Here is a 21,758-nt window from a genome sequence, read left to right as displayed (position 1 = left end):
ACGGACCCGGCCGATCCGACGGACCCGGCGGACCGCGAAGGCCCGCTCACGCCGTCTCCCGCCGGAACGCGACCACCCCGGAGAGCGCCGCGACCAGCACGAAGACCAACCCGACCACCGGGTGCCCGAGCGACAGCCACGCGCCGCCGGCGGCGATGACGAGCGCGGTCTCGACGATCACCTTGCCCACCACGTCCGTGTCGATCGGTGACCGCGGGGACCGGAAGAGGAACCAGACGACCGCGGCGAACAGCGGCGCCCCGACCATGAACAGCACGCCCGGGAACGGGAACGGCCACGCGAGGTAGCCCCAGTACGCCAGCGACAGCAGCCCGAACGCGCACACGAGCACGCGCAGCACCACCCAGCCGGAGAAGGAGACCCGCCGGCGAGCGGGAGCCGGATCCGTGGGCGGCGGGACGTCGCCCCAGTCGACGGGACTCTGCGGTGCGTTCGTCATGCGGTGCCTACCGGAAGATGATGGTGCGGGCGCCGTCGAGCAGGACGCGGTCCTCCGCGATCCAGCGCACCGCCTGCGTCAGGGTGCGGGACTCCTCGTCCTGACCGATCGAGACCAGCTCGGAGGGTTCCTTCGTGTGGTCCACGCGGACGACGTTCTGCTCGATGATCGGCCCCTCGTCGAGGTCGCTCGTCACGAAGTGCGCCGTGGCGCCGATGAGCTTCACGCCGCGAGCGTGCGCCTGCCGGTACGGGTTGGCGCCCTTGAAGCCCGGCAGGAACGAGTGGTGGATGTTGACGGCGCGACCCTCGAGCGCGGCGCAGAGCTCCGGCGACAGGATCTGCATGTAGCGCGCGAGGACGACGAGCTCGACGTCGTGCTCCTCGACCGCCTCCAGGATCCGCTGCTCCATCGCCTGCTTGGAGTCCGCGTCGGTGACCGGCCGGTGCTCGAACGGCACGGAGTAGAAGGACGCCAGCCCGGACAGGTCGGCGTGGTTCGACAGGACGAGCGGGACCTCGATCGGCAGCTGCCCGCCGCGCTGCCGGTAGAGCAGGTCGTTGAGGCAGTGCCCGGCCTTCGACACGAGCACCAGGGTGCGCATCGGACGTCCGACCACGTCGAGCTGGACACGCATGTCGTAGCGCTCGACGACCGGGGCGAGGGCCTGTTCGAAGGTCTCGCGGTCGACCGGCGCCATGACCTGCAGGCGCATGAAGAACGAGTTCGTGTCGGCGCTCGAGAACTGCTGCGACTCGGTGATGTTGCCGTTGGCCGCCACGACGGCTCCGGACACGGCGTGCACGATCCCGGGCTGGTCGTCGCAGACGAGCGTGAGGGTCCAGTGCGTGGGGTTCGGGTCGGTCACGGAGATCAGGGTACCGGGGCGCTCCGGCCTGGAGGCCCGTGGTGCGCCCGGCGTGCGCCCCACGCGGGCAGGCTGGTCGGTGAGGGCTCGTCGGCTCGCGTCAGCGCGCGTCCGCCCGCGCCAGCGCCCGGTCCGCCAGCGTCAGCACGGCGAGCAGCACGCCGACGCCGAGCATCACCCACGCGAGCACGTGCAGGTCCGGTGTGGTCGGGGCCTGCCCGAACACCCCGCCGATGAGCGAGGACGCCGCGATCGCGCCGATGTAGATGCTCGTGCGCGAGAGCCCGGCCGCGGCGCCGATGTACTCCGAGGGCACCACCTTGTAGAGCGCCGCCTGGTTCGACACGGACGCCAGGGCCTGCGGGACGCCGAACAGCGCCGGCACGACGAGCAGGAGCACGAGTGGCGATCCGGCGTGCAGCAGGAGCAGGAGCCCGGCCCCGAGCAGGGGGACGAGCGCAGCGACCACGAGCGGTCGACGGACGGTGGTCCGCCGTGCGACGACGAACGACACCACCCCGGCCACGACGGCAGCGGGCAGCTGCAGGTACCCGGCGACGTCGCTCGGGTAGCCCGCCACGTCCTGCACCCACTGCGAGAACCCGTACGTCATCGTGTACGCGAGCAGGTAGGTCAGGAACAGCCGGGCGTAGGTGCGGGACAGGGCGCCGTTCCGGACGAGCAGCCGCACGTCGACGAAGGGCTTCGTCGCGCGCAGCTCCCACAGCACGAGTGCCACGAGCAGCGCGACCGCCACCGCGAGCAGCCACCAGAGCCCGGCACCGAGGTCGAGCAGGAACACCAGCAGCGCCGACACCGTACCGGTCATGAGCACCATGCCGAGCGGGTCGAGCGCGGTGCGGACCGGCAGCTGCTCGGCGTCACGGGGCCGGAACCGGTCGGACGGCAGCCACATCGCGGCGACGACGATGCCGAACACGGCGAGCGGGACGTTCACCAGGAAGATCGCGTGCCACCCGAACGCCGCGATGAGCGCCCCGCCGAGGGGTGGTCCGGCGGCGGCGGACACGAGCGAGGTGATCGACAGGGCCCCGAGCACGAGCGGCGGGGTCGGCCTGCCGATCCGGGCGGAGTGCTGCCGCAGCGTGGTCAGGGCTGCCGGGTACGCCGACGACGTCCCGATCCCGATGAGCACCCGCGCGGTGACCGCTCCGCCGAAGCCGGTCAGCACCTCGGGCACGACGCCCGCGACGCCGACGATCACGAGCCCGGTGAGGAACACCTTCTTCGGGCCGAACCGGTCGGCGAGCTTGCCCATCGTCGGCTGTGCGACCGCGCTCGCCAGGTAGAGCGCCGCGACGAGCCAGATCGCCTGCGACGCCCCGATGCCGAGGTCGCGGGAGATCGGGGCGAGGGCGACGGAGACCATCGTCGTGTTGATCGGGTTGAGCAGCGGCCCGACCAGGACGGGGACGAGGAGCTTCGGGCCGAAGCCGCTCCCGCCGGTGGTGGCGGTGTCGGCGGTGGTCGGGACGGGGGAGGTCGAGGTGGACGTGGTGGGCTTCTTCCGGGTCAGTCGTCGGTGAGCGGCAGGAGGATCGCGAGGGCGCGGGCGACCGTGGCGCGCTCGTCCTCGGGCAGGGCCGCCAGGCGGTCCGTGAGTACGCGGGACCGGTTGGTCCACGCGTCGGCGCGAGCACGGGAGCCCGACTCGGTGGCCCGGACGAGGGTGCGGCGCCCGTCCGCCGGGTCCGGACGGCGTTCGACGAGCCCGAGGTCGACGAGCGCCTGCACGGTCGCGCCCATCGACTGCGGGCGGACCCCCTCGGCGCGCGCGAGGTCGGCGACGGTGCTCTCCCCGTGGCGCAGGAGTCGACCGAGCGCGGCGGTCTGGGACGCGGTGACCTCGTCGGCCTTCCCGGCGAGGACCGTGCGGCGGATGCGACCGTGCAGGGTCAGCAGGTCGTCCGCGAGTGTCTCGATCGGTTCCACACCGGAACGATACGACTCAGCAGGGCAACTTGCAAGGCTTCCTTCTGATCAGACGAGGCCGTCCGCGGCGGAGCCGATGGTGCCGTCCGTCGTGAACGGACGCAGCGCGACCACCAGGCCGTCGACGTCGTCGCCGAACCAGGCGTTGCTCGCCTGCACGCGGGGCCAGGCGTCCGCCAGTAGCTCGCGTCCGTCCCGGGTCAGGTGCAGCCGGGAGGCCCGTCCCCGACCCGGCACGGCACCCCGCTCGACGAGTCCCCGCGTCTCGAGCCCACCCACCAGTGCGGCCATGCTCTGCGGGCGCACGCCCACGGCGCGGGCGAGCTCGGCCTGGTTGTGCTCGCCGCCGGCGGCGAGCTGCACGAGTGCGCCGAACTCGACCGGGCTCAGGCCGAGGGGTTCGAGTTCCTCGGCGAGTCGACGGGCGAGTTCCCGCGCGGCACGGATCACCGTCCACGCGGCGACGGCGTCGACGTCGTCGTGGTGCACCGAGAGTTCGCTGGACACGACCCGAGCCTACCGGCGTAGCGTTGAGTAACAGGAAACTGATACCGAGGGAGGGGTCGCATGACCGACACGATCGCGATCACGGGCGTCACCGGGGACGTCGGTGGGAAGACGCTCGAGCTGCTGCACGGCTCCGGTGCGCCGGTCCGCGCCGTCGTCCGTCGTCCCGAGCAGGCCGAGCGGCTCCGCGCACGGGGCATCGATGCACGGCTCGCGGACCTCGACGACCTCGACGCGATGACCCACGCGCTCGAGGGTGTCGACCGCTTCTTCCTCGTCACGCCGGTCAGCGAGCGCCAGGCGCAGCAGGGCGAGACCGGTGTCCGCGCGGCGGAGCGTGCGGGGGTACCCCGGGTGGTGCACCTGTCCGGCGGGGACGCGGCGCAGCACTCGCCGATGCCCTGGGCCGCGGCGGCGTGGCGGACCGACCGGCTCCTGCGGGACAGCGGCCTGGCCTGGACGATCCTGCACCCGTCGGCGTTCATGACGAACCTGCTGCCCTCCGCACCCGCGATCCGACGTGGCTGGTACCCGCACACGACCGGCCGTGGCCGAGCGGGCTGGATCGACACGGCCGACATCGCCCGGACCGCCGCGGCGGTGCTGACGGAGGACGGGCACGACGGCACGGAGCCCGTGCTCACCGGACCCGCAGCCCTCGACGCCCACGGGATCGCGGCCGGGCTCTCGTCGGGACTCGGGCGCCGCGTGCGCCCCCTGCACCTGCCGAGCCGGGTGTACCGGGCAGTCGTCCGCGCCGGCGGTGTCCCGGCCTGGCAGGCGGAGGGGCTCCGGCAGCAGTTCGGGCGGGTGCTCCGCCGTGGACTCGACGGTGTCGACGTCATGAGCGACGACGTGACCCGGATCACCGGGCGGCCGCCGCGGTCCCTGGCGGACTGGGCACGCGAGCACCGGGAGCAGCTGACGGGCCGGGGCTGACGCGGCGGACGTGCGCCGTGCCTCCCGGCCGTCCCGTCAGCCCGCGGAGGTGAGGGTCGTGACCAGGTGTTCCTGCACGTACCCGATCCAGTCGTAGACGTCGCGGAGGCCGAGGCCGGCGTCGCCGGCGTACGAGGCCTCCTCGGATGCGGCGTCGGTGATGCCGAGCCGCTCCGCGATCGTCAGCCGCAGGTCGGTGAGGCACCGCAGCCAGGCCTGCTCGTCCTGCGCGGTCAACGCGCCGTCCCGTGTGCCGGTCAGCCAGTCGTGCACGACGTCGGCGTTCGCGGTTTTCTGCGTCAGCAGGTCCGCCTGCGTCCAGCGGCGGAACTCGTCGCTCGCCTCGGAGTCCGACGGGTAGGCGTCCGGGAACATCCGCGCAGCGACGGGGTCGGCGGCCAGGTCGCCGGCGAGCACCTGCTGCAGCTGCTCCGTGAGCGAGGCGAGCACCGCGCGCTCGCCCTCGGACATCGCGAGGTGCACCCCGTCCCGCTGCCGCGTGAAGGGGATCACGCGTCCGGCCCCGCGGCGCGGTCGACCGTGGCCTGCAGGCCGTAGCCGTGCATCGCCTCGACGTGACGCTCCATCGCCTCGCGGGCGCCCGTCGCGACGATCGCCCGGCCGTCGTCGTGCACCTGGCGCATGAGCCGCTCGGCGCGGGCGTGCGAGAAGCCGAAGTAGCTCTGGAAGACGTACGTGACGTACGACATGAGGTTCACCGGGTCGTCCCAGACCACGGTGACCCACGGGACGTCGAACCGGGCGGCGAGGTCGGTGCGCTCCTCGACGTCGGGGCTGGTCAGGGTCATGCGTCGTCGGTCATGCGTCGACGGGGATGCTCGGGTGCATGTCCCCAAGGGTGACACGAACGTGCCCGCTCGGTACGATCGAGGGGTCGCGACTGGCGTTGGATGGGTCACCATCGGGGAGCGACACCTGACACGGAGCGCGGCCGTACGCCTGGGCCGCGCCCACCCGTCCACCTCGTCGCGTCCGCGCGGCGATCAGACAACGAGGAGTCCCGTGTCCATCACCGATCTGACGCCTGCCACCGCGCAGTCCACGTTCAACGCCCCGCTCGCCGAGGTCGACCCCGAGATCGCCGCCGTGCTGCAGGACGAGCTCGGCCGCCAGCGCGACACCCTCGAGATGATCGCATCCGAGAACTTCGTCCCGCGCGCCGTCCTCGAGTCGCAGGGCTCCGTCCTGACGAACAAGTACGCCGAGGGCTACCCGGGCAAGCGCTACTACGGCGGCTGCGAGTACGTCGACGTCGCCGAGCAGCTCGCCATCGACCGGGCGAAGGCCCTGTTCGGCGCCGCCTACGCGAACGTGCAGCCGCACTCCGGCGCCAGCGCGAACGCCGCGGTCCTGCACGCCATCGCCTCCGCCGGGGACACCATCCTCGGCCTCGAGCTCGCCCACGGCGGTCACCTGACCCACGGCATGAAGCTCAACTTCTCCGGCCGCATCTACAACGCCGTGTCGTACGGCGTCGACCCGGAGACGTTCGAGGTCGACTACGACGACATCCGCGCGAAGGCGATCGAGCACCAGCCGAAGGTCCTCATCGCCGGCTGGTCGGCGTACCCGCGCCAGCTCGACTTCGCGAAGTTCCGCGAGATCGCGGACGAGGTCGGCGCGACGCTCTGGGTGGACATGGCGCACTTCGCCGGTCTCGTCGCCGCGGGTCTGCACCCGTCGCCGCTGCCGCACGCGCACGTCGTGTCCTCGACCGTGCACAAGACGCTCGCCGGCCCCCGCTCGGGCATCATCCTGTCCAACGAGGAGTCGCTCTTCAAGAAGCTGAACTCCGCGGTGTTCCCGGGCCAGCAGGGCGGTCCGCTCATGCACGTGATCGCCGCCAAGGCCACCGCGTTCCTACTCGCGGGCCAGCCGGAGTTCAGGGACCGCCAGGAGCGCACGCTCCGCGGTGCTCGTCTGCTGGCGGACCGGCTCACCCAGGCCGACGCGCGGGCAGCGGGCATCGACGTCCTCACCGGCGGCACCGACGTGCACCTGGTGCTCGTCGACCTGCGCGAGTCCGAGGTCGACGGCAAGCAGGCAGAGGACCTGCTGCACGAGGTCGGCATCACCGTGAACCGCAACTCCGTGCCGTTCGACCCGCGCCCGCCGATGGTGACCTCCGGTGTCCGCATCGGCACCCCGGCGCTGGCGACCCGCGGCTTCGGCGACGCCGAGTTCACCGAGGTGGCGGACATCATCGCGCTGACCCTCATGCCGAACCCGGACATCGCAGCGCTCTCGGCCCGGGTGAAGGCCCTGACCGACGCGTTCCCGCTCTACGCGTGAGCGCCGCGCTCCCTCGCGAGCATTGGGCAGGTGAGGGCAGTGCCGTCCGCATCGACGGCACCGCCCTCGCCGCCCGCACGCTCGACGACCTGAAGGTCCGCATCGACCGATTGCACGACCACGGGTTCCGACCCGGGCTCGGCACGATCATGGTCGGCCAGAACCCGGGCTCGGTGTCGTACGTCGCCGGCAAGCACAAGGACTCGGCACAGATCGGGCTCGACTCGGTCCGCATCGACCTGCCGGAGACCGCTTCGGCGGCCGACATCCGTGCGGCGATCCTGCAGATGAACGACGACCCCCGGGTGACCGCGTTCATCGTGCAGCTCCCGCTGCCGCAGGGCATCGACCCGATCCCCATGCTCGAGCTGATGAACCCGGCGAAGGACGCCGACGGCCTGCACCCGACGAACCTCGGTGAGCTCGTGCTGGCCGTCCCCGGCGGCGCCGGCACGATCGACGCACCGCTGCCGTGCACCCCGCGCGGCATCGTCGCGATGCTCGAGGCCTACGACGTCCCGATCCGCGGGCAGCACGTCACGATCATCGGGCAGGGCCTGACGGTCGGTCGTCCGCTCGGGCTGCTCCTGACCCGGCTCGAGGCCACCGCGACGCTGACGCACTCGCTGACCGAGGACGTCGCCGCCGAGTGCCGTCGCGCCGACATCATCGTCGCGGCCGCCGGTGTCGCCGGGCTCGTGCAGCCGGACTGGGTGAAGCCGGGCGCAGCGGTCATCGACGTGGGCATCAGTCGGATCGTCGACGAGGCCACCGGGAAGGCGAAGCTGCGCGGTGACGTCGACCCCGCGGTGGCGTCGGTCGCCGGGTTCCTGTCGCCGACCCCGGGCGGCGTCGGGCCGATGACCCGCGCGATGCTCATGAAGAACGTCGTCGAGGCCGCCGAGCGCCACCTGCGGTAGCGCGTCGCGCTGGGGCGGCCGCGCGTTCTCACGCGCTCAGCGACACCTCACGCGACTCCCTGGCCGTGAGGTGTCGCTGAGCGCGTGAGGTGCTCGCCACCAAGCCCCGGCCTGGAGGCGCGGATCACCGCCGCCACGTGCCTCCCGCGGTGCTACGGTCGCCGCATGGGGGACGAACGAGAACTGACCGAACCGGTGCTGCGCCCGCGGCCCGAGCCGTCCCAGTTCACGAAGGACGCCCGCTGGCTGATCGTCATCGTGGCGCTCTGCATCCTCTTCCAGCAGCCCGGATCGACCTGGGGCACGACGTTCTTCCACGCTGGCCAGGAGTACGACTTCCGCTCGTCACCGGCGCCCGGGACGACGCTCCTGACCGTGGCGGTCGCCGTCGGCGGGTTCCTCGTCGCGGTCGCCCGCCGGGGCGCGAGCCGGTTCGACGAGCACACCGTGATGGGACTCACGCTCGCCGGCGTGCTCGGTCTGACCGTGGCTGTCTGGCTGCTGATGCCCGTGCAGATCGCGTGGGTGCAGTGGGCCGTCGAGCACGGTCGGCCGCACCCGTTCGTGCTCGGGAACGTCGTCGAGACGACGCGGTACGCCGACTACCTCGGCTGACCGAGCGCTCGGCCGCCCGCACGGCCGGGCTGCCGCGCTGCCGCGTCGCCCGGCCCGCGGTCGTCGAACCACGAAACCGACATCGAACCAGCCGCGTGTGCTGGTTCGTTGTCGGGAACGTGGTTCGACGCGCTCCGTTCGAGCTGCACGACGCACGACGCACGACGCACGACGCCCGGCGTGCGCGGCGCCGGGCGCGCGGAGCGCGTCAGTCGCGGCGGGCGCCCTGCGCTGCGTGCACCGTGAACACGGTGGGCTCGCGGTACCCGGCCGCGGCGAAGGCGGAGGTGACGGCGTCCGTGATCGCGCCACGGGCCTCCCGGTCGACCAGCGCGATGGCTGCACCGCCGAACCCGCCACCCGTCATGCGTGCGCCGACGGCGCCGTGCGCCATCGCCGTCTCGACGGCCAGGTCGAGCTCCGGCACCGAGATCTCGAAGTCGTCGCGCATCGACGCGTGCGAGGCGACGAGCAGCTCGCCGATCGCCCGCGGACCCTGCTCGCGGAGCGTGCGGACCGTGTCGAGGACGCGCTGGTCCTCGGTGACGATGTGCCGCACGCGCCGGAAGGTCTCGTCGTCGAGCAGCTCCTCGGCGCGGGACAGGTCCTCGACCGCGACGTCACGGAGCGCCGGGACACCCATCGCCGCAGCACCGCGCTCGCAGGACTCGCGACGCGCCTTGTAGCCGCCGGTGGCGTGCGCGTGCTCGACGCGGGTGTCGATGACCAGGACCTCGAGGCCGTTCGCCTCGAGTGCCAGGTCGACCACGGCGGTGTCGAGCGTCCGGCAGTCGAGGAACACGACCGCGTCCTGCTCCCCGAGCAGCGAGGCGGACTGGTCCATGATGCCGGTCGGTGCGCCGACGGCGTGGTTCTCGGAGTACTGCCCGACACGCGCCAACTGCTTGCGCGACAGGCCGAGGTCCCACAGGTCGGTGAAGGCCAGCGCGACACCGCACTCGATCGCGGCGCTCGACGACAGGCCCGCGCCCACCGGCACGTCCGAGTCGATGAAGACGTCGAACCCGGTCTTGCCGGACAGGTCCGCGCCCGCCTGCTCGCGCAGCGCCCAGGCGATGCCGAACACGTAGGCCGACCAGCCGTCCATGTTCTCCGGCGCCAGGTCGTCGAGCGAGAGCTCGTGCACCGCGTCCGGCTCGAAGGCCGAGGCAACCCGGAGCAACCGGTCGTCCCGCTGCCCGATCGAGGCCACCGTGCGGCGATCGATCGCGAAGGGCAGCACGTACCCGTCGTTGTAGTCGGTGTGCTCACCGATCAGGTTGACGCGACCGGGGGCGGAGTACTGCACCGCCGGCTCGTACCCGTAGACCTGCTGGAACGTCATGCGCGTTCGATCCCTCCTCGGATGAACTCGGCCGCCTTCTCGGGCACGAGGTCCCCGATCCAGGCGCCCATGGCGGCCTCACTGCCGGCCAGGAACTTGAGCTTGTCGGCCGCACGGCGCGGCGACGTGATCTGCAGCATGAGCCGCACGGTGTCCCGCGCGGTGTGCACCGGTGCCTGGTGCCAGGCGGCGATGTACGGCGTCGGGGTGTCGTAGAGCGCGTCGAGCCCGCGGGTGAGTCGTAGGTGCATGTGCGCGAGCTCGTCCTTCTCGGCGTCGGTGAGCGCGGCGAAGTCGGGGACGTGCCGGTGCGGCAGCATGTGGATCTCGATCGGCCAGCGCGCGGCGAACGGCACGAACGCGGTGAAGTGCTCGCCCTGCAGCACGACGCGCTCCGAGGCTCGCTCGTTCGCGAGGTGCTGCTCGAACAGGTCCGGACCGAAGCGCTCGATCGACGCGAGCAGCCGCTGCGTGCGCGGGGTGACGTACGGGTACGAGTAGATCTGCCCGTGCGGGTGGTGCAGGGTGACGCCGATCGCCTCGCCGCGGTTCTCGAACGGGAAGACCTGCTGGATGCCGGGCATCGCGGACAGCGCGGCGGTGCGATCCGCCCAGGCCTCGACCACGGTGCGGGCGCGCGACTCGCTGATCGAGGCGAACGAGCCGCTCGTCTCGGGGGAGAAGCACACGACCTCGCAGCGGCCGACGCTCCGGAGCTGACGGTTCAGTCCGACGTCGGACAGCGACTCGAGCGACTCCGGTGCGTCGTCCGCCTCGAGCAGGGGACCGAACGACGGGGAGCGGTTCTCGAACACGGCGACGTCGTACCGGCTGGGGATCTCGGACGGGTTCGCGGCGGTCTGCGGCGCGAGCGGGTCCTGGTCGGCGGGCGGCAGGAACACGCGGTTCTGCCGGCTCGAGGCGATGGACACCCACTCGCCGGTCAGGACGTCCTGTCGCATCCGGGCCGTCTCGGGCCGGGGGTCGAGGACGCGCTGGTCGATGCTGCGCTCCGCGGGCAGCTGGGTGTCGGCGTCGTCGAAGTAGATGAGCTCGCGGCCGTCGGCGAGCGTCGTCACGCGCTTGGTGATCACCGGGACAGCCTACTCGCCTCGCGAAGCGTTGCGAAAGCATCCGTAAGTGCGCGAAACTCGTCCGGTGCGCGACGACCTCTCCTTCCTCGACGGGTCGCTGCCCGCGCCGTTACGGCAGGACCGCATCGTCTCCATCGTCGAGGGCGCCCCGGGCCTGGTCCGGACCGCCTCCCTCGCAGCGGCGCTGGGGACCAGCGAGGTCACCGTCCGCCAGGACCTCGCCCTGCTCGACCAGGAGGCCCGCATCCGGCGGGTCCGCGGCGGTGCGGTCCGCCGCGGGGCCGGTTCCCCCGAGCGCCCCTTCGAGGAGACCGCCGTCGAGCACCAGGTGGCCAAGGCCGCCATCGGCCGCGCCGCGGCCGCGATGGTCCGGTCCGGCGAGTGCGTCGTGCTCGACGTCGGCACCACGCCTGCAGCCGTGGCCTCGGCGCTCGTCGCGCGGGAGGACCTGACCGACCTGACCGTCGTCACCAACTCGCTGACGACGGCGCTCGCACTCGAACCGGCGGTCCCGCGGTTCACCGTGGTCGTCACCGGTGGGACCCTCCGCCCGCTGCAGCACTCGCTCGTCGCACCCTTCCTCGGCGCGGTCCTGCCGATGATCGCCGCGGACGTGGTGTTCCTCGGCGGCACCGGGCTCGACGTCGAGCACGGCCTGACGAATGTGAACCTGCCCGAGACCGAGGCGAAGCGGATGCTGGCCGACGCCGCCCGGCGTACCGTCGTGGTGGCGGACGGCTCGAAGTTCGGCCGGGCCCACCTCGGTGTCGTCCGCCCGCTCGAGGACATCGACGTCGTCGTCACCGCCGAGGTCACGGCGGACGCCGTCGCCCCGATCCGGGCGGCCGGGGTCCGGGTCGTCGTGGCCGACGAGGACGGCGGCGCAGCACCAGACGGAAGGAAGTCGCACGCATGACCGCAGCAGCACCCACCGGAGCGCAGTACCACCTCCGCCACGCCGGGCCGGACGGGGTCGTCGAGGCCGTCGTCACCGAGGTGGCGGCGGGCATCCGGGAGCTCCGCGTCGCCGGGTTCGACCTGACCGAGCCGTTCCCCGTGACCTCGCTGCCGCCGGGTGCCGACGGCATCGTGCTCGTGCCCTGGCCGAACCGCGTCGCCGGCGCCGTATGGGAGCTCGACGGGAAGCGCCAGCAGCTGGACGTCTCCGAGCCGAAGTACGGCAACGCCTCGCACGGACTGCTGCGGTTCTCGCCGTACCGCGTCGTGGACCAGACCGAGTCGTCGATCGAGCAGCAGGCGACGGTCCACCCGCAGCACGGCTGGCCGTTCACCCTCGAGACCCGTGTGCACCACGAGCTCGTCGACGACGGCGTCCGGGTGACCCACACGATCACGAACCGCTCCGGCGTCCGCGCTCCCTTCGCCGTCGGGGCGCACCCGTACCTGCGCGCAGGCGACACCCCGGCCGATGACCTCGTCGTGACCCTCGACGCCGCCACGGCCTTCACCGTCGACGAGCACAAGATCCCGGACGGCACGGTGCCGGTCGAGGGGACCCCGTACGACCTGCGCCCGGGGCAGCGTGCCGGTGACGCCGACCTCGACACCGCCTACCGGGACATCGCTGCCGACGAGCACGGTGTCCGCCGCACGACGCTGCACGGCCCGGAAGGTGACGGCGTGGAGCTGTGGCAGGACGAGTCGTTCCCGTACGTGCAGGTCTTCACCTCCCGGGAGTTCCCCCGCGGTGACGGCACCGGGCTGGCCGTGGCGGTGGAGCCGATGACGGCGCCCGCGAACGCCCTGAACTCGGGCGAGGGCCTGCGCTGGCTCGAGCCCGACGAGACCTGGACCGGTACCTGGGGCATCCGCCGCGTGTGGTCCTGAGCGCGGCGGGATCGCCCTGGCCGGCCCTCCGGCGCGCACGTGCGGTCTGTCCGGGTGGGGTCCGGTCGCAAGACATGCCGCTCACGTCGCTGCCCGGCGGCACGTCGTGCGACCGGAACGATCGCCGGCGGCACGTCGTGCGACCGGAGCGGCGCGGGCGGGCGGGTCGTTCGACCGGAACGGCGCGCAGGAGGCCCTCGAGCGCCAGGTCGGCGTGCCCGACAGCCGCGGACACGATGAAGGCCGCCCCGAGTGGGGCGGCCTTCGTCGTGTGTGCGCTGGGCGTCAGGCGCGGCGCATGCGCAGTGCCTCGACCGCGAGGGACTCGGTGCCGTAGCGGCCGATCTCCTGCGCCCATGCCGGGTCGTCGCCGCGCAGGGCGGTGTACTCGCTGCCCTGTCGGCACACGTACCCGAGGACGGCGGAGGCGGTGGCCACCTCGACGAAGTCGGTGCGGATGTGCCGCGTCGTGACCCGCGCGCTGCGGCGCAGGGTGTCGAGGAGGAGCTGGTTGCTCATGGTGGTGTTCGTCGCTGCTGCGAGCTCGACGATGCGGCGCGCGTCACCGGTGGTGCTGGTCTGCGTGGCGTCGATGGGCTCGGTCACGGTGTACCCCGTTCGTTCTCTGGTGCTGCGGTGCTGTTCGGTCCGTGGAAAAGGACCGGGAACGACACTATCGGCGTCGTGCAGGCAAACCGCTGAGCGGGGACTGGACTGTGCACAAGACGCACCATGAACATCCTGTGTCCGGGTTGTACCCCGGTGGGGCCTCGCGCGGGGAAGAAGGTGGGCCCCGTGGGGCTCGAACCCACGACCCTCGGATTAAAAGTCCGGTGCTCTACCAACTGAGCTAGAGGCCCTCACCCGCAAGGCTAGCGGGTGAGGGCCTCCAGACGAGAACCAGTGCCCTCGGTCAGCTGCGGCGCCCGGTGAGCGTCCGCAGGAGCCACATGATCACCGCGATGACGAGCAGCACGATGCCGACCCACAGCAGGAACTTCAGGCTCGCTGTGAAGCCACCGACGAACAGCAGGACGACCGCGATCACGGCCAGGATGACGAGCAGGGCGTTCATGGAGTCTCCTCTTCTCAACGTCCGGGAGGAGTGCCTCCCTGCCGGAGCACGGTACCCGCGCGCGCCCGGTTGCGTTCGTGGCGAACGGGGGACGTGCACGTCGGCGGCCGCGCCTACACTCGCCGGGTGCCTCGCGATCACCACCGTCCCGTCCACTTCACCGACCAGGAGTTCGCCGCGATCCAGGGCGGCGACGACCCGGCTCTGGTGAACCGCGTCGCGCACGAGACCGCGAACGCGCTGCTGCACCGCGTCCGGCAGGACCCGGACCCGGCGGTGGTCGAGCGGCTCGTGACCTACACGGACGTGCACGGCATCGACGCGATCGCCGAGCTGTGGGCACGCGTCGGCGCGCACACGCTCCCCGGCGCGCTGTGGCGGATCTACCTCGTGCGGGTGGTCATCCGGCAGAACCCGGAGGAGATCTCGTACTTCTTCGAGCGCGGCACGGCGCAGATCGGCACGATCGACGAGGCCGTCGCGGGTGCCGAGCAGCCGACGGGTCCGGCGGAGATCCTGACCCTGGCGGACAGCATCCTGCACGGGCTGTACACGGGTGACCTCGCGGTGGCGCTCGATCGCGGGGCGGCGTTCTGCCGACTGACGGCAGCGGGTGCGACCTCGGTGGCGGACGACGCGGACCTGACGGCGGGGGAGCGCGCGACCGAGCTGACCCGGCGTGCGCTGCGGCTGACGGAGCTGGCGGCCGACCTGACGGAGGCGGCGGCGCTCTGGCGTCGCGACAGCCTGGACTGAGCGGGCGGCGGGGCGGACCGCCGCCGCGCCTCCAGACCGGGCACGACCACCGCGACCGCGACGCCGCACAGACGGCAACGACACCGCGACGTGACGCCGCGCCTCCGGACCGGGCACGACTACCGCGACCGCGACGCCGCACAGACGGCAACGACCACCGCGACGACGACGCACGAGCGCACGGCGTGACCGCCCCCGGACATGCGAAGACCGGGCCGCAGAAGCGCCTCTCGGCGCGAGGCCGCTCGAAGCGGCGAATTTTGGAGCCCGGGGCTTGCTGCGGCCCGGCGACATCGATTCTACGAGACACGTGCTGTGCGCGCCGCCGTGTTCACTCTCGGTGGACACGATGCGCGGCCGGGCGTGCCCCGGACACGAGGACGACGCAGCTCGCCCAATCCACTCCGCCGACGGTGCCGAACAGAGGGTGTGACGCTCCTCGCGGACGTCACAGCGAGGGCCCGCTCGACCCGGTCCGGTACCCGCCGGTCAATTCCCTGCGGGCCGTGCGGCCCTCGCCCCGACTCCACCGCCGCGAGGATCCGAACGACCCGTACCCGACCTGCGAAGTGATTGCACATGTCGGACGCAATGCCACCGAGAGGGGGGAAACCTGCAATGCTTGCGCTCGTGGAACACGACACCGAGGCCTGGAGCTCCACCGAGCCCACCCCCGTGTCGCCCGACGATCTGCTCGCCCGTGTCGCCGACGGCGACCAGGCAGCCTTCTCCGACCTCTACGACGCCCTGTCCGGCCGCGTGCTCGGTCTGGTGACGCGCCTCCTGAAGGACCGCGCCCAGTCCGAGGAGGTCGCGCAGGAGGTCTTCCTCGAGGTCTGGCAGCAGGCCACCCGCTTCGACCGTGCACGCGGCACCGCCGCCAGCTGGGTGCTCACCATGGCCCACCGCCGCGCAGTCGACCGGGTCCGCGCATCGCAGGCGTCGCACGACCGGGACACCAAGATCGGCATCCGCGACCTGGAGTCCGGTTTCGACCAGGTCTCCGAGTCGGTCGAGATCCGGATCGAGCACGAACGGGTCAGCCGGGCGCTCGGCAAGCTCACCGAGTTCCAGCGGCAGGCGGTGCAGCTCGCGTACTACGGCGGCTACTCGCACAGCGAGATGGCCGAACGGCTCGGTGTCCCGATCGGCACCGTCAAGACCCGTCTCCGTGACGGGATGATCCGACTCCGAGACGAGATGGGGGTGACGTCATGACCGAACGGCACGACGACCCTGCCCTGCTCACCGGGTCGCACGCCCTGGACGCCCTGTCGGACGACGAGCGCGCGCTCCTCGAGCACGCCCTGACGACCTCGCCGGAGCTGCAGTCGGAGACGGACTCGCTCCGCGAGACCGCCCTGCAGCTCGCGTACGCCGTCGAGCCGATCGAGCCGCCCGCGTCGCTCAAGGCCTCGCTGATGGCGCAGATCGCCCGGACCCCGCAGGCGGCTCCCACAGACGCCGCTGCTCCGGTCGCCGGCCTGGAGGCCCCGCTCGCCTCCACCCCGTCGTCCGCCCCCGGCGTCGGTGCGGCTCCCGCTCCCGCGCAGGTCGCCGACTCCGCGAACGTCCTCGCGTTCGGTGCGGCTCCCGCCGCTGCCGACGTCGAGGGACCGGCATCGTCGAAGGCCCGCCGCCGCTGGTTCCAGCGTCCGGCGGCCGCCCTGTCCGCTGCAGCCGCCGTTGCCGTGGTGTTCCTCGGTGTCGGACTCGGCGTCGGCACGAACTTCGGTCAGACCGAGGGGAACGGCCCCGGGACCACCCAGGCCTCGGGCACCCTCGACTCGATCTACGCCGCGTCCGACTTCCAGCGCACGACCGCGAAGGTCCCCGGTGGCGGCTCGGCGACGGTGGTCTGGTCGCACGACGTCGGCAAGTCCGCGGTCATCCTCGACGGCGTCGAACAGGCTCCGGCGGGCAAGACCTACGAGCTCTGGTACATCGGTTCCGAGGGCACGAAGGTGGTGCCGGCCGGCCTCGTCGACGGGGCTCGGAACGGTGTGCACACGGCGGTGCTCGAGGGCGACCTGACCCCCGGTGACGCGATCGGCATGACCGTCGAGCCCGAGGGCGGCTCCGACCAGCCGACCTCGACGCCGCTCATGGCCGTCCCCACGACCCAGGCGTAGTAACCGCCCGGACGGCGGGCAGCGGATCATCCGCTGCCCGCCGTCCTGCGTCTGGCGTCGTCGTGCGACAGCGGATCCGTCGCGCGCGCGGCGCCCCGCGCCCCCGACGACGAGAGGCCCGGTGCCGTCCGTGGCGGACGTGCACCGGGCCTCCAGGCCGACCGTCAGGAGACGGACCGGACACCGATCACCCGAAGCGACCCGAGACGTAGTCCTCGGTCGCCTGCACGGACGGGTTCGAGAAGATCGTCGCGGTGTCGTCGAACTCGATGAGCTTGCCCGGCGCACCGGTGCCCGCGATGTTGAAGAACGCGGTCTTGTCGCTGACGCGCGACGCCTGCTGCATGTTGTGCGTGACGATGACGATCGTGAAGTCCTTCTTGAGCTCCTCGATGAGGTCCTCGATCGCGAGCGTCGAGATCGGGTCGAGGGCCGAGCACGGCTCGTCCATGAGCAGGACGTCCGGCTGCACAGCGATCGCGCGGGCGATGCACAGACGCTGCTGCTGCCCACCGGAGAGACCCATGCCGGGCTTCTCGAGGCGGTCCTTGACCTCGTTCCACAGGTTCGCGCCCTGCAGCGAGCGCTCGACGATGTCGTCGCTCTCCGACTTCGAGACGCGCTTGTTGTTGAGCTTCACGCCGGCGAGGACGTTGTCGCGGATCGACATCGTCGGGAACGGGTTCGGGCGCTGGAAGACCATGCCGACCTGGCGACGGACGAGCACCGGGTCGACGCCCTGGCCGTACAGGTCGTCGCCGTCGATCTTGACGGAGCCCTCGACGTACGCGCCGGGGATGACCTCGTGCATGCGGTTGAGGGTGCGGAGGAAGGTGGACTTGCCGCAGCCCGACGGGCCGATGAAGGCGGTGACGGTGCGGGGCTCGATCGTCATGTCGACGCCCTCGACGGCCTTGAACTTCGAGTAGTAGACGTTGAGGCCGTCGACCTCGATGCGCTTGGACACGTGGTTTCCTTCGGGGTGGGTGGAGTTGCCGCTTCGCTGGCGCTCGGCGCTAGCGGGGGAGCTTGGGGGCGAAGAGTCGGGTGATGAAGCGCGCGAGCAGGTTGAGCAGCATCACGATGAGGATGAGCACGAGCGCTGCGGTCCAGGCCCGGTCGACGAACGGCACCGGATTGGCGCCCTGCTGCGAGTACTGCGTGTACGCGAACACCGGCAGCGTCATCATCGGGTTCTTGAACAGGTCGTAGTTCATGCTCGCGGTGAAGCCGGCCGTGACGAGCAGCGGCGCGGTCTCACCGATGACGCGGGCGATCGACAGCATGACGCCCGTCGTGATGCCGGCGAGGCTCGTCGGCAGCACCACCTTGAGGATCGTCAGGTACTTCGGCACGCCCAGGGCGTACGAGGCCTCGCGGAGCTCCATCGGGACGATCTTCAGGACCTCCTCGGTGGAGCGGACGACCACGGGGATCATCAGCACGCTCAGCGCGATCGAGCCGACGAGACCGAAGCGGGCGCCCGGGCCGAGGAACAGCGCGAACAGCGAGTAGGCGAAGAGACCGGCGACGATCGACGGGATGCCCGTCATCACGTCCACGAAGAACGTGATGCCCTTCGCCAGGGCGCCCTTGCCGTACTCGACCAGGTAGATCGAGGTGAGCAGGCCGATCGGCACCGAGATGAGCGCGGCGAACAGCGTGATCTCGAGCGTGCCGATGAGGGCGTGCAGTGCGCCGCCGCCCTCGGAGATGACGCCGCGCATCGAGGAGTTGAAGTACTGGGCGTCGAAGCGGGCCAGGCCGTCGGCCAGGACGGTCCAGAGCAGCGACACCAGCGGCAGCACCGCGATGACGAACGCCGTGACCACCAGCGAGGTGATCAGCCGGTCGACCGCCTTGCGTCCGCCCTCGACGATGCGCGACACGACGACGATGAGGACGTCGAACAGGACGGTGCCGAGGAACAGGGCGGCGACGACGTTGAAGTCCTTCACCGCGCCGCCCGCGTTCAGCAGGGCGAAGACCGCGATCAGGGCGACCCAGGAGCCGATGAGGAGGAGCCACGGCACGGACTTGTGCAGCTTGCCGTTGGCGTAGACGTTGCCGGCGGTGCCGGTCTGACGGAGGGCGAGGGACATCGGGCGTGACCTCTCAGGAGACCCGCTTGCGCACGATGTAGCGCGCCAGCATGTTGATGACCAGGGTGATGACGAAGAGGATCAGACCCGATGCGACCAGCGCGTTCAGGGCCGTGCCCGAGGCCTCGGCGAACTGCAGCGCGATGTTCGCCGCGATCGTCGAGGGGTTGAGCGACGTCAGCATCTGGAAGGTGACGTTCGTCGAGACGGACAGCACGAGGGCGATCGCCATCGTCTCGCCCAGCGCACGGCCGAGACCGAGCATGATCGCCGACACGATGCCCGACTTCGCGAACGGCAGGACCGACAGGCGGATCATCTCCCATCGCGTCGCACCGAGGGCGAGCGCGGCCTCCTCGTTGAGGGTCGGTGCCTGCAGGAAGATCTCGCGCATGACCGCGGTCATGATCGGGATCGCCATCACCGCGAGGACGATCGACGCCGTCAGGATCGTGCGGCCGGTGCCGGACACCTGGCCGGAGAACAGCGGGAACCAGCCGAGGTACTCGTTGAGGAAGCCGTAGAACGGCTTGAGGAGCGGGGCGAGGACGACGATGCCCCAGAGGCCGTAGACGACCGACGGCACCGCGGCCAGCAGGTCGATGACGTACCCGAGCACCGGCGCGATCCGGCGCGGTGCGTAGTGCGAGATGAAGAGCGCGATGCCGAGCGAGAGCGGCACGGCGATGACCAGCGCGATCAGGGCCGAGTAGACGGTGCCGAAGACGAGCGGACCGACGTAGTCCCAGAAGCTCGTGGCGTTGTTCGGCAGCTCGCCGACCTTCGCCGTGAAGGCGGGGATGCTCTGCCAGACCAGGAAGGCGGCGACGAGCACGAGCACGAAGAGGATCAGGCTGCCGGCGACCACCGAGGCGGTCGAGAACACCCGGTCGCCGACGCGGACGACGGCCTTCGGCTTGGTGGGGGAGACGGTGGCCCCTGGCTGGGCCGGTGCGGTCGTCATGGGACTCCTGTCGGAGGGGAGGCCGGGCTCCGTGGGGGAGCGGCCGGGGGAGGCGACGGGGGTGGTGCTGGTGCTGCGTCCGGTCGGGCCGGTGCTGCTGGTGCTGCGTCCGATCGGGCCGGTGCTGCTGGTGCTGCGTCCGGTCGGGCCGGTGCTGCCGGTGCTGCGTCCGGTCGGGCCGGTGCTGCTGGTGCTGCGTCCGGGCTGGACGGGCGAGAACCCGGACGCCGGTCAGGATGGGTGGGACCGGCGTCCGGGTGCTCAGCGGGACTTACTTGATGGAGGCGACGGCCTTCGCGGCCTTCTCCGACAGGTCGGACGAGAGGGCGGCCGACTTGGCCTCCTTCGCGGCGGCCTCCTGCGCGTCCTGCGTGACGACGTAGTCGAGGTAGCCCTTCACGAGCGCACCCTTGTCGGCGTCCTTGTACTCCTGGCAGGCGATCGCGTAGGAGACGAGGACCAGCGGCCACGCACCCTCGGCGGTGTCCTTGCGGTTGATGTCGATCGCGAGGTCGTTCTCCGAGCGGCCCGAGACCGTGTCGGAGTCCGCGACGACCTTGGCAGCGCCCTCGGCCGAGATCTCGGTGGCCTTGTCGCCGACCATGAGCTTCGCCTTGTCGAGGTCACCGGCGCCGGAGTCGTCGATGTAGGTGATGGCGTTCGAGGCGCTGGCCATCGCCGAGGCGACGCCCGAGGTGCCCTTGGCCGAGTCGCCGACCTGGTACGGGAAGGTCTGGCTCGGGGCCTCGGTCCAGACGTCCGACGCGTTCGCCGAGACGTACTCGGAGAAGTTCTGCGTGGTGCCCGAGTCGTCGGAGCGGTGGATCACGGTGATGTTCGCGTCCGGCAGGTCGACGCCCTTGTTCAGGTCGGCGATCTCCGAGGCGTTCCACTTGGTGATCTTGCCCGAGAAGATGCCCGCGATGGTCTTCGCGTCGAGCGTCAGGTCGGAGACGCCCTCGACCTTGTAGGCGATGGCGATCGGGGAGATGTACACCGGGATGTCGATGGCCTTGTCCGTGCACAGGTCGAACGAGCCCGAGAGCTCCTCGTCCTTGAGCGCGGCATCGGAGCCGGCGAAGTCCGCGGCACCCGAGATGAAGTTCTTGCGGCCGGCGCCGGAGCCGTCCGGCGAGTAGTTGACCGTCACGCCGGAGGCGACGTTCTGGAAGTTCGCAGCCCAGGTGGCCTCAGCGGTCTGCTGCGCCGACGAGCCGGAGCCGGTCAGCGTGCCCGAGAGCTTCGAGTAGTCGGTGCCGGAGCTCGAGGTCGGCGCAGCGGTGTCGCCGCTGCCGCTCTCGTTCGCCGCGCAGGAGGACAGCACGACGGCGCCGGCGATCGCGATCGCTGCGATCGAACCGATTCGCTTGATGTTCACAGGGGTCCCTTCGGGAATGTCATTGCAGGCGGGACCGCTGCTGGTCCCTCGGGCCGGTGCTGACCCGGGAGCGACTGTAGGGACGCGAGGTGACGGGGATGGCGCTCCTCGGTGAACGGAAGGTGAACGAGGGGTTGTCCCGGCTCGGGTGCCGGACGCCCGGCCGGAGGAGGGTGCAGGATCGGGTCACTGTGCGCTGGTGCGGACGATGCGATCGCATCGGTTCACGAAGGTGTCGCAGCGTCCTGTCGGCGGTCTCCGCGCGCTCTCCCGCGACGGGTCCGCGCGCTGCTCGGACGGGCGTGCGGTGCTCGGACGGGCGCGTGCTGCTCGGACGGGCGCGTGCTGCTCGGGCGGGCGTGCGCGCTCCGGGCTGGGCACGCGCTCGCCGGGACGGGTGGGACGGCGCGGGATCCGGTGCCGGCCTGGAGGCGCGCCTCGCCACCGCCTCGTCGCCCGCGGTCCGGCGGTCCCGCCGTGACGGGCGCG

Annotated in this window: 24 protein-coding genes, 1 tRNA gene and 1 riboswitch; of the genes, 9 read left to right on the top strand and 16 right to left on the bottom strand. The window is 71.5% G+C overall.

Features of this window, described 5'->3' with window-relative positions:
• Positions 1 to 46: 46 nt before the first annotated feature.
• From C1N91_RS14795 to C1N91_RS14775, 5 genes are all read right to left on the bottom strand, one after another.
• Positions 47 to 460, bottom strand: a complete 414-nt coding sequence (locus C1N91_RS14795) for a YrdB family protein (RefSeq protein ID WP_137768337.1) — start codon at positions 458 to 460, stop codon at positions 47 to 49.
• Between the two features lie 7 nt (positions 461 to 467).
• Positions 468 to 1,328, bottom strand: coding sequence for a formyltetrahydrofolate deformylase (gene purU / locus C1N91_RS14790; protein WP_137768336.1), 861 nt, complete (start codon positions 1,326 to 1,328; stop codon positions 468 to 470).
• 100 nt (positions 1,329 to 1,428) lie between these two features.
• Positions 1,429 to 2,973, bottom strand: a complete 1,545-nt coding sequence (locus tag C1N91_RS14785; RefSeq protein ID WP_302641003.1) for an MFS transporter — start codon at positions 2,971 to 2,973, stop codon at positions 1,429 to 1,431.
• A complete protein-coding gene (locus C1N91_RS14780; protein ID WP_137768335.1) occupies positions 2,862 to 3,281 on the bottom strand; it encodes a MarR family winged helix-turn-helix transcriptional regulator in 420 nt (139 codons plus the stop codon). Before C1N91_RS14780 ends, C1N91_RS14785 begins: the two co-directional genes overlap by 112 nt.
• A 48-nt stretch (positions 3,282 to 3,329) precedes the next feature.
• Complete coding sequence (locus C1N91_RS14775) at positions 3,330 to 3,788, bottom strand: MarR family winged helix-turn-helix transcriptional regulator (RefSeq protein WP_137768334.1); 459 nt, start codon at positions 3,786 to 3,788, stop codon at positions 3,330 to 3,332.
• Positions 3,789 to 3,848: 60 nt separating this feature from the next.
• Between C1N91_RS14775 and C1N91_RS14770 the strand changes: the two genes are divergently transcribed.
• Positions 3,849 to 4,727: an SDR family oxidoreductase gene (locus C1N91_RS14770; RefSeq protein WP_137768333.1), complete on the top strand. Its 879-nt coding sequence runs from the start codon at positions 3,849 to 3,851 to the stop codon at positions 4,725 to 4,727.
• 36 nt (positions 4,728 to 4,763) lie between these two features.
• On the opposite strand, the gene C1N91_RS14765 is transcribed toward C1N91_RS14770, so the two are convergent.
• Together C1N91_RS14765 and clpS are read right to left on the bottom strand one after the other, a co-directional pair.
• Positions 4,764 to 5,240, bottom strand: a complete 477-nt coding sequence (locus C1N91_RS14765) for a DUF2017 family protein (protein ID WP_137768332.1) — start codon at positions 5,238 to 5,240, stop codon at positions 4,764 to 4,766.
• Positions 5,237 to 5,536, bottom strand: coding sequence for an ATP-dependent Clp protease adapter ClpS (gene clpS, locus C1N91_RS14760; RefSeq protein WP_058728592.1), 300 nt, complete (start codon positions 5,534 to 5,536; stop codon positions 5,237 to 5,239). Before clpS ends, C1N91_RS14765 begins: the two co-directional genes overlap by 4 nt.
• Positions 5,537 to 5,614: 78 nt before the next feature.
• Positions 5,615 to 5,700: riboswitch (ZMP/ZTP riboswitch) on the top strand.
• 50 nt (positions 5,701 to 5,750) lie between these two features.
• Between clpS and glyA the strand changes: the two genes are divergently transcribed.
• The 3 genes from glyA (at position 5,751) to C1N91_RS14745 (ending at position 8,575) form a co-directional block, all read left to right on the top strand.
• Entirely contained in the window at positions 5,751 to 7,040 is a 1,290-nt protein-coding gene (glyA, locus tag C1N91_RS14755) for a serine hydroxymethyltransferase (protein WP_394586838.1), read from the top strand.
• Entirely contained in the window at positions 7,037 to 7,960 is a 924-nt protein-coding gene (locus C1N91_RS14750; protein ID WP_137768331.1) for a tetrahydrofolate dehydrogenase/cyclohydrolase catalytic domain-containing protein, read from the top strand. The genes glyA and C1N91_RS14750 overlap by 4 nt, the downstream gene beginning before the upstream one ends.
• A gap of 165 nt (positions 7,961 to 8,125) precedes the next feature.
• Complete coding sequence (locus C1N91_RS14745) at positions 8,126 to 8,575, top strand: hypothetical protein (RefSeq protein ID WP_137768330.1); 450 nt, start codon at positions 8,126 to 8,128, stop codon at positions 8,573 to 8,575.
• A gap of 208 nt (positions 8,576 to 8,783) precedes the next feature.
• Here C1N91_RS14745 and galK read toward each other — a convergent pair whose 3' ends face one another.
• Positions 8,784 to 9,920, bottom strand: coding sequence for a galactokinase (gene galK / locus C1N91_RS14740; RefSeq protein ID WP_137768329.1), 1,137 nt, complete (start codon positions 9,918 to 9,920; stop codon positions 8,784 to 8,786).
• On the bottom strand, positions 9,917 to 11,014 hold the full coding sequence (galT, locus tag C1N91_RS14735; RefSeq protein ID WP_058728596.1) for a galactose-1-phosphate uridylyltransferase: 1,098 nt from the start codon (positions 11,012 to 11,014) through the stop codon (positions 9,917 to 9,919). Before galT ends, galK begins: the two co-directional genes overlap by 4 nt.
• A 64-nt stretch (positions 11,015 to 11,078) precedes the next feature.
• Here galT and C1N91_RS14730 point away from each other — a divergent pair, with 64 nt between their 5' ends.
• Both C1N91_RS14730 and C1N91_RS14725 read left to right on the top strand, forming a co-directional pair.
• Positions 11,079 to 11,930: a DeoR/GlpR family DNA-binding transcription regulator gene (locus C1N91_RS14730; protein WP_137768328.1), complete on the top strand. Its 852-nt coding sequence runs from the start codon at positions 11,079 to 11,081 to the stop codon at positions 11,928 to 11,930.
• Positions 11,927 to 12,862, top strand: a complete 936-nt coding sequence (locus tag C1N91_RS14725) for an aldose 1-epimerase family protein (protein WP_137768327.1) — start codon at positions 11,927 to 11,929, stop codon at positions 12,860 to 12,862. The genes C1N91_RS14730 and C1N91_RS14725 overlap by 4 nt, the downstream gene beginning before the upstream one ends.
• A gap of 285 nt (positions 12,863 to 13,147) precedes the next feature.
• On the opposite strand, the gene C1N91_RS14720 is transcribed toward C1N91_RS14725, so the two are convergent.
• The 3 genes from C1N91_RS14720 to C1N91_RS14710 all read right to left on the bottom strand — a co-directional run bounded on the left by C1N91_RS14720 (position 13,148) and on the right by C1N91_RS14710 (position 13,937).
• Positions 13,148 to 13,468, bottom strand: a complete 321-nt coding sequence (locus C1N91_RS14720; protein WP_137768326.1) for a hypothetical protein — start codon at positions 13,466 to 13,468, stop codon at positions 13,148 to 13,150.
• Between the two features lie 181 nt (positions 13,469 to 13,649).
• Positions 13,650 to 13,722: transfer RNA gene (locus tag C1N91_RS14715), tRNA-Lys, on the bottom strand.
• 53 nt (positions 13,723 to 13,775) lie between these two features.
• Entirely contained in the window at positions 13,776 to 13,937 is a 162-nt protein-coding gene (locus tag C1N91_RS14710; protein WP_137768325.1) for a DUF2207 domain-containing protein, read from the bottom strand.
• A 126-nt stretch (positions 13,938 to 14,063) separates the two neighbouring features.
• Here C1N91_RS14710 and C1N91_RS14705 point away from each other — a divergent pair, with 126 nt between their 5' ends.
• The 3 genes from C1N91_RS14705 (at position 14,064) to C1N91_RS14695 (ending at position 16,825) form a co-directional block, all read left to right on the top strand.
• Positions 14,064 to 14,693, top strand: coding sequence for a DNA-directed RNA polymerase subunit beta (locus C1N91_RS14705; protein ID WP_137768324.1), 630 nt, complete (start codon positions 14,064 to 14,066; stop codon positions 14,691 to 14,693).
• 618 nt (positions 14,694 to 15,311) lie between these two features.
• On the top strand, positions 15,312 to 15,911 hold the full coding sequence (locus C1N91_RS14700; RefSeq protein WP_058728600.1) for a sigma-70 family RNA polymerase sigma factor: 600 nt from the start codon (positions 15,312 to 15,314) through the stop codon (positions 15,909 to 15,911).
• Positions 15,908 to 16,825 (top strand): anti-sigma factor, encoded by a 918-nt coding sequence (locus tag C1N91_RS14695; protein WP_137768323.1) that lies wholly within the window; start codon positions 15,908 to 15,910, stop codon positions 16,823 to 16,825. Before C1N91_RS14700 ends, C1N91_RS14695 begins: the two co-directional genes overlap by 4 nt.
• A 187-nt stretch (positions 16,826 to 17,012) precedes the next feature.
• Here C1N91_RS14695 and pstB read toward each other — a convergent pair whose 3' ends face one another.
• The 4 genes from pstB to C1N91_RS14675 all read right to left on the bottom strand — a co-directional run bounded on the left by pstB (position 17,013) and on the right by C1N91_RS14675 (position 21,269).
• Entirely contained in the window at positions 17,013 to 17,792 is a 780-nt protein-coding gene (pstB, locus tag C1N91_RS14690) for a phosphate ABC transporter ATP-binding protein PstB (protein WP_058750201.1), read from the bottom strand.
• Positions 17,793 to 17,841: 49 nt separating this feature from the next.
• Positions 17,842 to 18,927, bottom strand: a complete 1,086-nt coding sequence (gene pstA, locus C1N91_RS14685; protein WP_058729267.1) for a phosphate ABC transporter permease PstA — start codon at positions 18,925 to 18,927, stop codon at positions 17,842 to 17,844.
• Between the two features lie 13 nt (positions 18,928 to 18,940).
• Positions 18,941 to 19,891 carry a phosphate ABC transporter permease subunit PstC gene (gene pstC / locus C1N91_RS14680; RefSeq protein WP_058729268.1) on the bottom strand — a complete coding sequence of 317 codons (951 nt, stop codon included), beginning with the start codon at positions 19,889 to 19,891 and terminating at the stop codon, positions 18,941 to 18,943.
• Between the two features lie 271 nt (positions 19,892 to 20,162).
• The gene (locus C1N91_RS14675; protein WP_058730112.1) at positions 20,163 to 21,269 is read right to left on the bottom strand and encodes a phosphate ABC transporter substrate-binding protein PstS; all 1,107 of its coding nucleotides are present in this window, start codon (positions 21,267 to 21,269) and stop codon (positions 20,163 to 20,165) included.
• Between the last annotated feature and the right edge of the window lie 489 nt (positions 21,270 to 21,758).

The organism is Curtobacterium sp. SGAir0471, assembly GCF_005490985.1.
Classification (GTDB): Bacteria; Actinomycetota; Actinomycetes; order Actinomycetales; family Microbacteriaceae; genus Curtobacterium.
Note: the sequence above shows the minus strand (reverse complement) of the source record. Positions and strands in the feature narration are given on the sequence as shown.

Bases quoted from the DNA above. Each gene is read 5' to 3' on its own strand.
- C1N91_RS14695 (WP_137768323.1), top strand. From the start codon at position 15,908: ATGACCGAACGGCACGACGACCCTGCCCTGCTCACCGGGTCGCACGCC.
- pstC (WP_058729268.1), bottom strand. From the start codon at position 19,891: ATGACGACCGCACCGGCCCAGCCAGGGGCCACCGTCTCCCCCACCAAG.
- C1N91_RS14710 (WP_137768325.1), bottom strand. From the start codon at position 13,937: ATGAACGCCCTGCTCGTCATCCTGGCCGTGATCGCGGTCGTCCTGCTG.
- C1N91_RS14745 (WP_137768330.1), top strand. From the start codon at position 8,126: ATGGGGGACGAACGAGAACTGACCGAACCGGTGCTGCGCCCGCGGCCC.
- galK (WP_137768329.1), bottom strand. From the start codon at position 9,920: ATGACGTTCCAGCAGGTCTACGGGTACGAGCCGGCGGTGCAGTACTCC.
- pstA (WP_058729267.1), bottom strand. From the start codon at position 18,927: ATGTCCCTCGCCCTCCGTCAGACCGGCACCGCCGGCAACGTCTACGCC.
- clpS (WP_058728592.1), bottom strand. From the start codon at position 5,536: ATGACCCTGACCAGCCCCGACGTCGAGGAGCGCACCGACCTCGCCGCC.
- C1N91_RS14700 (WP_058728600.1), top strand. From the start codon at position 15,312: ATGCTTGCGCTCGTGGAACACGACACCGAGGCCTGGAGCTCCACCGAG.
- C1N91_RS14770 (WP_137768333.1), top strand. From the start codon at position 3,849: ATGACCGACACGATCGCGATCACGGGCGTCACCGGGGACGTCGGTGGG.
- C1N91_RS14725 (WP_137768327.1), top strand. From the start codon at position 11,927: ATGACCGCAGCAGCACCCACCGGAGCGCAGTACCACCTCCGCCACGCC.
- C1N91_RS14795 (WP_137768337.1), bottom strand. From the start codon at position 460: ATGACGAACGCACCGCAGAGTCCCGTCGACTGGGGCGACGTCCCGCCG.